Below are 11,019 nucleotides of genomic sequence, written 5' to 3' on the forward strand. Positions count from 1 at the left end.
ATCAATTATCCTCTCCACGGTTTTTCCGCCACCACGAGCGGAAAGACTCCTTCGGCGGGGCAGGAATATCGCGCGATCGGGTCCATTCGCCCGCCACGCCCGGTAAGTTGAACAGGCCTTTCTGAGGCGCAAGCCCGCTCGCGATGGGCAACGCGCGCTCCACGGCATTCATGCGCGCACCATCGCTCATCATCCACGACGCCCCGGCCAGTGCCACATCCAGTTGCGACGTGGGTACGCGCCCGCCCAGCGGATGATTCTGCTCCACATCTTGGGCACGCAAGCGAACCAGCATCTCCGGAATGTTGATCTTCACTGGGCACGCATCGAAACACGCGCCACACAGGCTGGAAGCGTAGGGGAGTGACCCATTCTCGGAAGCATCCACACCGGTCAGGAGGGGAGTGAGGATGGCACCGATTGGCCCTGGGTAGACCGAACCATAGGCGTGCCCACCCGTGCGCTCATATACCGGGCACACGTTCATGCAGGCTGAACAGCGGATACAGTGCAGTGCCTGCCGGCCGTACTTATCCGCCAACGCACGCGTGCGGCCGTTATCCAGCAAAACAACGTGGACGTTGTGCGGGCCATCGCCCTCGGATACCCCAGTCCAGAACGACGAATAGGGATTCATGCGCTCACCAGTGCTGGAGCGGGGGAGTAGCTGCATGAACACTTCTAAGTCTTGGAACGTCGGCAGCAGCTTCTCAATGCCCATCACGGTGATCAAAGTCTCGGGCACCGTCACGCACATACGCCCGTTGCCCTCGGATTCCACGACCGACAATGTGCCGGTTTCCGCGATTCCAAAGTTCGCCCCGGAAATAGCCACAGGCGTGGTGAGGAACTTCTGCCGCAGGTGCTTGCGGCTGGCCTCAGCCAAAGCCTCTGGGTCATTGGTGAGCTCGGGGTTGACATCCTCCATTTGGCTGAGAAAAATCTGGCGAATCTCATCGCGGTTGCGGTGAATCGCGGGCACCAGAATATGCGATGGCTTATCCCCGCCCAGCTGCACAATTAACTCTGCCAAGTCGGTCTCTACTGCTGTAATATCGTGCTCTTCTAGGTACTCGTTCAGCCCGATTTCCTGTGTGGCCATTGATTTGACCTTGATGACTTCGCGCTGACCGCTCTCGCCAATCGGCGCGTGGTCCTCCACCAGTTGCCGCACGATCTGGTTGGCCTCTTCGGCATCCCGCGCCCAGTGCACATGGCCGCCACGAGCCGTGAATTGTTGCTCGAACTGTTCTAACAGCTCCGGCAACCGCGCGATCACATCTTCCTTGATGGCCTCTCCCGCGTCGCGTAGCTGTTGCCAATCTGGCATTTCCGCTACGCGCGCAGCCCGTTTACTCCGAATCGTCTGCGTGGCATGCCGCAGGTTGGTGCGCATCTGCATGTTGCCCATTTCGTGCTCGGCAACCTCCGGGAAGGGGTATTTTTCGAACAGATTCCCCTGTCCCCGCACCGATGGCATTCCCAATGGGGTGCCCTTGAACGGTGTAGTCTTGGCCGAATTCAATGATGCCTTCATCGCAGCGAACCTCCCGTCACTTTGCCCCCTTCTGCTGGCAGGCGCAGGGGGTTTTCTTTGGTCGACGCCAAAATCCGCGCCATATGCACCGCCGATGGAGTGTCGCGAACCCCCGGGGTAAGCCGTCCCTGGCGCGAGAGTCCGCCACCGATATGCATCAAACAACTGGCATCCCCGCCGGTGCACACATCGGCCTGCGACCCAATTACGGCCTCCACTTTGTCACCCAACATGGCGCCGGATACACCGGAGTTCTTCACGCTAAATGTTCCACCGAATCCGCAGCAAGAATCCTCGTGCTCAATGGGGCACAAGGTTAACCCCTCTACGCTTTCCAGCAGGTCCCGCTGCCGGTCACCCAATCGCAGCAAGCGCATTCCGTGGCATGACGGGTGGTAGGCCACCGCGTGTGGAAAGTAACTGCCTAGCTGGTCTGCCGCGTTGTCTACACCGCAAATATCCGTAAGGAACTGCGCCAATTCATAGGTGCGATCTGCAATTTGGGTGGCGCGGGTCGCCAGGTCTTCGTCCCCTTCATGCTGGGCGATCATGGGGTGCTGGTGGCCCAACGACGCCACGCAGGATCCACTGGGAGCCACCGCATAGTCCCACGATTCACCCTCAAACGCTTCTACGTGGTTTTTCACCACCGGATAGGCTTGAGCGAACTTTCCCGAATTGATGTGCATCTGTCCGCAACAGGCTTGCTGTTCGGGGAAGACGACGGTGTGCCCGAGCCGCTCGAGGATACGCACCGTATCTTTGGCGACCTCCGGATACATCGCGTCCACAATGCACGTGGCGAATAGCGCGATTCTCATTCTTCCTCCGTCATGAACGTGACCCTGGTTAGTGTTGTGTGCTTAATGAGCGTGGTTCCAGTTTGCAGCGCTGGGTTAATGGGTGTGGTCTTGGTTGGTTGTGGGTGCCCAATAAACCGGGTTTGGGGAAGCTGCACCCATTGAGCCAGCGTAACCCTGGTTAGTTGCGCTTGACGTAACCCATCCGGGGACGGAATCCCTGGGGGTGTTTCATCTGCGCAGCAGCGTCGGCGATGATCAACCGGAAACGCGGTTGCATGGGCGGCATGTTGCTGATGGGAAACCAACCCACGCGCGTTGATTCATCGTCGTTAACGTGCACATCAAATGCACCCGGCGCGTCCGGATCCGGAACCTCTAAGCGAATGGCCGTGTCCATGTAACTGACCACGTCACCGTTGGGGTATTCCACCGGCCCCACTTGGCCCACACCCAGAAGCGCAGCGGGCTCCACTGTCAGACCGGTTTCCTCAGCCACTTCCCGTACAGCCGCCCGGTGTGGTTCTTCCCGCGGGTCCACGATCCCAGTTACGGGAGTCCACTGCCCGTCATCGGCCCGTTGAACCAGTAATACCTCGGGAACGGCCCACAGCGGGGCGTCGTTCTCTACGGGTTTCAACACGATAGCCGTAACTCCCGGTAACCACAGTTCTGCGTGCCCGACCTGCTTGCGTAGATCGAGAATAAAATCCGGTGTTGCCATGAGAGTCAGCTTACGCCGAACACCGACAGCGCCGTTGTGCTGCTTCACGGCGCGAGTGGATCTGGGGAGTATGAAGCGCTAGTCAATGCATTCTTGATAATTTAAGAGCAGAAAACACTGTGCGGGCCAGCATCTTTTCTCAATGCGTCCGCCACCACGTAACGACACACCTCCCGGCCCGGGAGTAGCTGCGCAGATGGCGCGCACCAGAGAAAGGCTGACGATGCCCAAAAACGGTAATGACAACACCGAGCAGTTCCCGCACATCGGCGAACCACCGCACTACAACCGCGGTGGTCACGGCCAAAAGGGCCCCGGGCCGGCAAGTTCGGCTCAGGACAACCAGGGTTTCGGCAATCGAGATTACAATCCGAACGGCTCGTGGGGCGCCCCCGCACAAGGTTATGGAGCAGCAGGTCAAGCCCATTCCGGGCCCGGTGGCGACCGTTATATGCAGCAACCACAAGCCCCACGGAGCCCATATCAACACAGCCCATATCAACAGGGTGAACCTTCGCACAATCCGTACCAGCAGGGTGAACCTTCGCACAATCCGTACCAGCAGGGAAAGCAACCTGCTAACAATGGCGCCTACCGAGCCCCTGCCGGGGGGCCGTTGGGACCACACCAGCGCCCACCGCGGAATCCACCACAGCACCCACCCGCGCAAGGTCGCCCCGGGTCGCGCAATCGTGCCGATACCCCGCCACCACGGCGCAACACCTCAACAATTGTGCTGAGCATCTTGGTCATTATCCTCAGCTTATTGTTACTTGCTGCGGCGGCGTATTTCTTCTTTGGTGATCGCTCTCGTAGCGACGCCCCTTCGACCAACCGAACCAATTCCGCAGGGGGCGCTGGAGAACCCGCGGGCCCGGAGACCAGTAGGGCCGAAGACGAGACAACTGAGAGCGAAACGTCCACCAAACCCAGCGAGAGTAAGCGCGCTGAGGACTTCGAAGTACCTGGATCTTGGAACAAGTGCGCGGGTTCCGGTGCAGCGGGGGACCTTAACTTGACCTACGCCGAGGATTACGGTGGAAACACCACGACGTGTGGGTTCGCTACCAATGTGCGCGATGCCTTCGTGGATTACTACCGCAAGACCGATAAACTCAACGGCACTGTCGAGGCAACCAGTCCCACAACGGGCCAGACCTACACCATGTCCTGCCATGACAACGGCACCTATGTGACCTGCTCCGGTGGCAATAACGCACGGGTTCACATCCTTTAACATGAGCGAGCACAGTACTACATCAGCGTGCAGTCCAGCCTGGCAACCGCGCACGCCACCCGGTCAATCAGGGGAGGCCTATCAAGGGCATAGTGCTTCCCCGCAACCCGCTACTGGATCGATGGTCACCCGCGGCCTCGCGCTGGCAGCCGCGGCAACGGTCACGGCCTTGGTACTTACCGGCTGCACGATCGATAAGGAGCGCTTCGGTGGCTCCTCAGATTCTGAGCAATCCGCCGCATCCCACGCCGAACCCGATCCTCAGGAGGGCAGGGGTGGGGACCGGTCAAGCACGCGTAAGCCAAACCCAACACAATCGGCGCCCAAGACCACCGTTGGGGATTCTCAGCCCGCGCCGGGGGCAAACCAGGCGGGAGATCTCAACGCGGCAATCCGCCATGTGCAGAGCAAATACGCGGGCCAGCTTGGGTTAGCTATCAGTGATCCACGCGGGAACGGTTCTACCGCGCCGGTTAGCTACGGCTCGTTGGACGAGGGGCCCGCGTGGTCCACTGCGAAGATCCCCGTGGCTATCGCGGTTGCGAAGAACGGCGGTGTTACCCCGGCGATGCGTTCAGCCATCACCGTGTCGGACAATGCGGCAGCTGACAGCCTGTGGCGCTCCCTTGGTTCCCCTGCACAAGCCGGTGCGGCCGCCACTATGGTGCTGCGAGAGGGTGGCGACCAGGTAACCACGATCCACACTGCGGTCACGCGCCCCGGTTTCTCGTCTTTCGGCCAAACCCGTTGGTCGCTTGCGAACCAAGCAACGTTCGCGGCAAATCTGCAGTGCATAGCCGGTGGATCCGTAGTCAGTGACCTCATGGGGCAGATCGCCGCTGGTCAGAATTACGGGTTGGGTTCGATCCCCGGTGCGCATTTCAAAGGCGGATGGGGGCCAGACGAAAATGGTGGCTACCTCACCCGACAGTTCGGATTCATCCCAGGTGAAAAACCCGGCAGCTTCGTTGGCGTAGCTATTGCGGCGAAACCCGCGGACGGTACTTACGAAACTGGCCAAGCCATGCTCACAGAATTGGCGCGGGCTCTAACAAGTCTGCGCGGTTACGGCGGTACGTGTTAGTTCCGTTCCGGGTGTTCTGCCCACGTGGAAAACAGGTTCTCCGGGAATGGGCGGCGTTTCATCAACTGCCGCCACGTCTCACCCGGCTTAGAACCGAATACATCCTCGGCTACCGCGCGCTGGAACTGCACGGAGCCCTCGGCCAGCCACTCGTCCAATTCCGTACGCGCTAACTCCGTGAATCCGACGAATAGGCGCAGATTTTCCACCGGTACATCCCATTCCTGGTTCTCGGTGATCACCACCTGAGCCAAACGCTCCTCTGCATCGATCAGAAGAGCTCGCCCGTCACAAATCATCGCAGGTTGGAAAGCATGCTCGGAGGGTTGCTCCGTGCCATTTTCAGTCCCCTCTGCAGCATCATCTCCCGCACCCGTTGCCCTCCGGTCTACCGCACCCTCTGCAGCATCATCTCCCGCACCCGTTGCCGCTACATCGACATCGGCGGAAAGTTGGCCGATAGCCACTACTGCACCCGGCACATCCGCGCCACCGAGGAAGAACACCTTTGGCTTCGTCAGCTTCTGTGCCAGGGCGGGCAATTGGTTCGCGACCGCCTCTGTCGTCATCTGATCCAGATACACCCCTGCCACGTTGGCTTCATCGGCGCTGATGACCAGCAGAACCTCGCCGGCTAACACGCGCTTACGATCATCGAAGATCACCTGAGGAGGCACGTAGATCACATCACCCGGGCAAATATCAACGGCTCGCTGGGGTTGGGAGCCGCGGGGCTCGTTGGCGTCAGATAAAGAAGAAGTAGAACGGTCAACCATTAGTTAGCCTCCTGTTGCTCGGCCCACCACGCACGCAGCTCAGCGATGGCATCCTCGCGAGACAGCGGGCCACGATCTAGGCGTAGCTCCTTCAAGTATGCCCACGCTTTGCCGACTTGCGGGCCGGGCGGCAGATTGAGGATCTCCATAATGGCGTTGCCGTCGAGGTCGGGGCGTACCGCTGCCAGATCTTCCTGCTCCTGTAGTTCCGCGATCCGGTGTTCCAATCCGTCGTAGGTGCGCTGCAGGCGATCGGCCTTCCGCTTATTCCGTGTGGTGCAATCAGCCCGCACCAAAAGGTGCAGGCGAGGCAGCAATTCACCGGCATCGTTGACATATCGGCGCACCGCGGCATCCGTCCACGTCGATTCACCCTGCGGTCCACCATCGCTGTAGCCGTGGAAACGCATGTGCAAAAACACTAGCTGCGAAATGTCCTTCACTAGCTGCCGTGAATACTTCAACTTCTGCAGGCGCTTGCGAGTCATCTTGGCACCCACCACTTCATGCTGGTGGAAGGTTACAGCTCCAGATTCCGTGAAAGCTCGGGTCGCAGGTTTTCCTACATCGTGGAGTAGCGACGCCATGCGTAGCTCCAGATCGGGCTCCCACTGGTTCTTAGCTTCCAGCTCCACCGCGTTGCGCAGTACCCGCAGAGAATGGCGGTAGACATCCTTGTGCTGCTGATGTTCATCCTGCGTCATTTTTAGCGCGGGTAGTTCCGGCATGACGAACTCGGCGATTCCCGAATCCACCATCAGGTCTAGGCCCTCCCACGGAGCCACGCCCAGCATCAACTTGTTCAGCTCCACGGCTACGCGCTCCACGGTGATGCGCTTAATCTCCGGCGCCATGGCAGCCATCGCTTCACTGACACGGGGAGCCACGGCGAATTCCAGTTGGGAGACAAACCGGCATGCACGCAGCATGCGCAGTGGGTCATCATTAAACGAAATGTGGGGAGAATCCGGTGTGTCCAACAACCCAGCAGCGGCGTCCTCCAAGCCACCCAGCGGATCACGGAACTGGTGGTCGCCGTCGGGGTTTAACTCCAAAGCCATGGCGTTGACTCGGAAGTCGCGACGGATGAGGTCGCCTTCCAAGGTATCGCCGAACGTGACCTGCGGGTTGCGGGAATCACCGTCATATTGATCCGCGCGGAATGTCGTGATCTCAATCATCGCACCCTTGATCAGGGCAGAGACCGTTCCGTATTCAATGCCGGTATCCCAGATCTTCTCGGCCAGAGGCTCCACAACCTCGATGATCTGTTGCGGACGCGCATCGGTAGTGAAGTCCAGATCGTGGGACAACCTGCCTAGCAGCGCATCGCGGACCGAACCGCCCACCAAGTACAGCGAGAAACCGGCTGCATTAAAGGCCTTGGCGAGGGACTGCAGAGTTGCGTTCTGCTTACCCAGAGCCTGCCAAGCGTTCGCCATCATGGTGGCGGGGGTGCGGGGGTTTTCTGGCTGGTGGTTCACGCCGTTGATTCTACAAAAGCGTGCGACAGGCTTTACAGGTGCGGTCAATGGGGGATGATTAGCCCTTGTATGTTTCGTGGGTGCACAACGGGATCTGGGGAGCGTGCTTTGGTGACTTGACGCACGGGACCGGTTGGCGCGATAGGTTAGCGCGACGGGGAGGGCACGGCCATGTTTCCCATAAATTAGGTCAAACCGACTAGCCTAATAAGAATGAATGAGAACGAAGGTGCCGCGGACGGCCAGCGCCGTCGTCGGAACCGGCGTTCCCGACGACCGAACCAAAAACGCGCGCAGGGCAATCCCACCCGTGACGATTCCAGTAATAATGCTGCGCGCAACCACGGCCCCGATGCCGGCAACGGTAAGGGTGTAGCAAACGGTAAAGGTGGCATAAACAGGCCCAATCGTGGCAATGGTCATGCTGGTGAATCGAACACGAGCGGGTCCACAGGCACCGGACCAAAGACCGGCGGGTCGAATGCCCCTGGATCGAACGCGGGAAGGTCGAACACTGGCGAAACCACTACTGGTCACACTGAATCGGGGAACACAGGTGCCCGCCGCGGCGAGCGCCGGAACCAGAACATCCCCGGCCCAAGCAACGGAGGCAATAGTCGGCGCCGCCGTCGTGGAGGCCGTGGCCGTGGTGGTCGTGGCCCCGGAGGTCGTGGCAATGCCAACCACAACAACTCCATTCAGAATTCACAGAACCTGAATGAGTCCCCCAGCGCCCAGGGATCGCGGGAGCAGGGGAACAGTGGGGCATCGGATAAAAAGGACAGCAACCCCAACCACGGTGGCAACGGGGGCGGCAACCGCAAACAACGCAGCTCGCGGCGCGGTGGACGCAACCAGAACAGCGCCACACACAACGGCGGTGGCCGCAACGGTAATGGGCGAAACGGTGGTCGCAACGGTTCCAACCGTAACGGTTCCGGGCGGAACAATGCTGGGCGGAACAATGCTGGGCGTGGCGGGGCTGACAACCGTGGAGCCAACAACCCCAGGCGACCCAACGGCAAATCCCGCGATTCCGGTTTTGCTATCACCCAGCGCCCAGAACGCGATACCGAAGCATTCCACGATATGCATTCAGAGCTGCCCATTTCCGTGGAGACTTCAGCGGGTGGCCTAGTCCTATCCGGGTTGGCAGAAGCCGTGGGACCCAATGGAGACGTGGACTTGTCTAAGATCTACGTTGCCCTCATTGGGCGCTTGGACCGGCGCGGCCGCCTACTGTGGTCGATGCCCAAAGGCCACGTAGAACCGGATGAATCCCAACACGCCACAGCGGAACGCGAGGTCTGGGAGGAAACCGGTGTGGCCGGAAAAATCATCGGCGAATTGGGCACGATTGACTACTGGTTTATCTCCGAAGGCGTTCGCATCCACAAGACCGTCCACCACCACCTGCTGCGCTTCGTCGATGGGCACCTCAATGATGAGGACCCCGAAGTAACAGAAGTCACCTGGCTGCCGGTCAATCAATTGATCGAGCGTTTGGCCTATGCCGATGAGCGCCGATTGGCCCGGTTAGCCTTCGACAGTTTGCCAGACCACGCCCGCGCAGAAGCCGCTGCAGGACGGCTCACACCCCGTTAAAGACATCATGACCCCACGCCACACGTGCCCTAGCTACCACAGCCCGGAACGCGTTTCCACGTCGCGCCGACCCCGCGCGGCTCGTCGCGTTGCTGGGGCTGTGCTGGCTTCGGGGCTAATCACGGGAAGCTCTTGGGGTTGGGGAACACCGGGGGATTCCGCTGGCCACACTGGGTTTACGTTCCCCGGCGCCGGAGTTAGCGCCGCCCAGCCTGCACCAGAAGCGCAAGGCCCGGCCCCATCCAATCTGGATCGCTATTTCGGTGGTCAGTTACCTAGCTTCCCCGGCAATCCCGCCATACAAGACGACAACAGCGCCGGTGGTGCCGCCTCGGATAACACCAACGGCCTGCCCGCCCCATGGACGAACCCCAACGCTCGCTCCACGGACCCCCAGTTACGCACCGCGCTCACCCTCACAAAACTACCCCGCGTGCAGGGCAACACCGCCACATTCCACCTGCGCATCACCAACAACCGCACCACCGTGATCACCAACCCCACGGTTTCCTTCGCGTGGCGCGAAGCCGCACAAATCGAATCACTGCGCATCGCCCAATTGGCCAACCTGGGCGAATACCCACGTCAAAGCCCCGCTGTGGCGCTGCAGGGGTCTATCGAACCAGGGCAGAGCCGGGATATCACCGTGGAGGTTTTAGGTTCCGACGCCACCCCGGGCCAACCTAGCAACATCGCCCAAGGGGACCGGATTGTCCTGAACGCGCCGGGCCTACTGCAACCGGGTGCACACCCCGTGGTATTCAACGTGGGTGGGACGATCACAGGGGACGACACCCCCGAGGGACCCGTTGGTTCCCTAGCGGTGACGCGAACCGCGGTGAGCGTGGCGTCGGATAAAAAAGAAGCCCCGACCCCCGTCACCATGCTGTGGCCTCTAGCTGCACAAACGGCGGCGGTATCCGGGACCACCGGGGACGCGCCCACGCCCGCACCGCTGTACTTGCGCAACGAAAACCTAGCTAAAGAGTTAGGGACAGGCGGGCGACTGCGCGGGTTGTTGGATGCCTATCGCGATACCACCAGTGGGCAAGAAGGGCGCGAGCTACGCGCGGCAACGTGCTTGGCGATCGATCCCGAACTCATCGACACCGTAGAACGTATGACCCACGGTTATCGGGTTGGTCCAAAGGCACCGGAGGCTGTCCAGGAACAGCGCCGATTGCGCGATTCCTGGGGAGAGCTGCTGGGCGGGGACGAGGACAACTCCGTTGAGGGAACCGGGGTGGCGGCCGCCAAGGCGTGGCTGAAGGATCTGCGCGAGCTAGTCAAGGGCGGTTGCAGCGTAGCCCTGCCGTATGCCGGTGCTGATATCAACGCAGTGGCAGCCACGGGCAACGACTGGCTGGGGGTCCAGGCGTTCGGCACGGGTGCGCAGACCATTAAGCGAGTGCTGGGAGTAGTGCCACAACAAAATATCGTGGTGCCGAGTTCGGGTTACGTAGCACCAGAATCGGTTCCGATGCTGGCCGCCGGTGTAACCCAGGGAATCGACGTAGATTCGTCTACGCGGTTTGAAGCCGTGCAATCAGGGTTACCCGTGTTACCAGCCGCGGGTGCGGTGACAGCGCTAGTGGCGGACAACACGGTTAATCAGACACGCCCAGCGCGGCCGGTCGAGCCCGGTACGGGCGGCCCAGACGGGCAGGGGAGTGCCGAAGCGCAACAAGTGGCAAACATCGATAACAGCTGGAATCAGCGGATCACTCGCCTGGCTACGCAGCAGAGCGGCGAGCAGGGCGGGCAACAGGGCG

8 protein-coding genes and 1 pseudogene are annotated in these 11,019 nt (G+C 60.5%); 4 read left to right on the forward strand and 5 right to left on the reverse strand.

What is annotated here, in order from left to right:
• Window position 1 precedes the first annotated feature (1 nt).
• From HMPREF3098_RS06115 to HMPREF3098_RS06125, 3 genes are all read right to left on the reverse strand, one after another.
• A complete protein-coding gene (locus HMPREF3098_RS06115) occupies window positions 2-1,537 on the reverse strand; it encodes a LutB/LldF family L-lactate oxidation iron-sulfur protein (protein ID WP_246815862.1) in 1,536 nt (511 codons plus the stop codon).
• Window positions 1,534-2,358: a (Fe-S)-binding protein gene (locus HMPREF3098_RS06120; RefSeq protein WP_070434396.1), complete on the reverse strand. Its 825-nt coding sequence runs from the start codon at window positions 2,356-2,358 to the stop codon at window positions 1,534-1,536. Before HMPREF3098_RS06120 ends, HMPREF3098_RS06115 begins: the two co-directional genes overlap by 4 nt.
• 160 nt (window positions 2,359-2,518) lie before the next feature.
• A complete protein-coding gene (locus HMPREF3098_RS06125; RefSeq protein ID WP_070434468.1) occupies window positions 2,519-3,061 on the reverse strand; it encodes an NUDIX hydrolase in 543 nt (180 codons plus the stop codon).
• A 196-nt stretch (window positions 3,062-3,257) separates the two neighbouring features.
• Here HMPREF3098_RS06125 and HMPREF3098_RS06130 point away from each other — a divergent pair, with 196 nt between their 5' ends.
• Together HMPREF3098_RS06130 and HMPREF3098_RS06135 are read left to right on the forward strand one after the other, a co-directional pair.
• Window positions 3,258-4,298, forward strand: a complete 1,041-nt coding sequence (locus tag HMPREF3098_RS06130) for a hypothetical protein (RefSeq protein ID WP_141739688.1) — start codon at window positions 3,258-3,260, stop codon at window positions 4,296-4,298.
• Between the two features lies 1 nt (window position 4,299).
• Window positions 4,300-5,382 (forward strand): serine hydrolase, encoded by a 1,083-nt coding sequence (locus HMPREF3098_RS06135; RefSeq protein ID WP_210385947.1) that lies wholly within the window; start codon window positions 4,300-4,302, stop codon window positions 5,380-5,382.
• Here the strand turns inward: HMPREF3098_RS06135 and HMPREF3098_RS06140 are convergent.
• Together HMPREF3098_RS06140 and HMPREF3098_RS06145 are read right to left on the reverse strand one after the other, a co-directional pair.
• On the reverse strand, window positions 5,379-6,158 hold the full coding sequence (locus HMPREF3098_RS06140; protein ID WP_070434398.1) for a YqgE/AlgH family protein: 780 nt from the start codon (window positions 6,156-6,158) through the stop codon (window positions 5,379-5,381). The genes HMPREF3098_RS06135 and HMPREF3098_RS06140 overlap by 4 nt on opposite strands.
• Window positions 6,158-7,603 (reverse strand): CCA tRNA nucleotidyltransferase, encoded by a 1,446-nt coding sequence (locus HMPREF3098_RS06145; RefSeq protein ID WP_070434469.1) that lies wholly within the window; start codon window positions 7,601-7,603, stop codon window positions 6,158-6,160. Before HMPREF3098_RS06145 ends, HMPREF3098_RS06140 begins: the two co-directional genes overlap by 1 nt.
• Before the next feature lie 627 nt (window positions 7,604-8,230).
• Here HMPREF3098_RS06145 and HMPREF3098_RS10965 point away from each other — a divergent pair.
• Both HMPREF3098_RS10965 and HMPREF3098_RS06155 read left to right on the forward strand, forming a co-directional pair.
• A complete protein-coding gene (locus HMPREF3098_RS10965) occupies window positions 8,231-9,247 on the forward strand; it encodes an NUDIX hydrolase (RefSeq protein WP_246815871.1) in 1,017 nt (338 codons plus the stop codon).
• A gap of 7 nt (window positions 9,248-9,254) precedes the next feature.
• Window positions 9,255-11,019: pseudogene (locus HMPREF3098_RS06155) on the forward strand (hypothetical protein); the annotation flags it as partial.

It is taken from the genome of Corynebacterium sp. HMSC28B08 (genome assembly GCF_001806865.1).
GTDB classification, from domain to species: Bacteria; Actinomycetota; Actinomycetes; order Mycobacteriales; family Mycobacteriaceae; genus Corynebacterium; species Corynebacterium auriscanis.

Excerpts from the sequence above, each read along its gene's own strand:
- HMPREF3098_RS06135 (WP_210385947.1), top strand. The coding sequence starts at position 4,300 with ATGAGCGAGCACAGTACTACATCAGCGTGCAGTCCAGCCTGGCAACCG.
- HMPREF3098_RS06125 (WP_070434468.1), bottom strand. The coding sequence starts at position 3,061 with ATGGCAACACCGGATTTTATTCTCGATCTACGCAAGCAGGTCGGGCAC.
- HMPREF3098_RS06130 (WP_141739688.1), top strand. The coding sequence starts at position 3,258 with ATGGCGCGCACCAGAGAAAGGCTGACGATGCCCAAAAACGGTAATGAC.
- HMPREF3098_RS06145 (WP_070434469.1), bottom strand. The coding sequence starts at position 7,603 with ATGATGGCGAACGCTTGGCAGGCTCTGGGTAAGCAGAACGCAACTCTG.
- HMPREF3098_RS06115 (WP_246815862.1), bottom strand. The coding sequence starts at position 1,537 with ATGAAGGCATCATTGAATTCGGCCAAGACTACACCGTTCAAGGGCACC.
- HMPREF3098_RS06140 (WP_070434398.1), bottom strand. The coding sequence starts at position 6,158 with ATGGTTGACCGTTCTACTTCTTCTTTATCTGACGCCAACGAGCCCCGC.
- HMPREF3098_RS06120 (WP_070434396.1), bottom strand. The coding sequence starts at position 2,358 with ATGAGAATCGCGCTATTCGCCACGTGCATTGTGGACGCGATGTATCCG.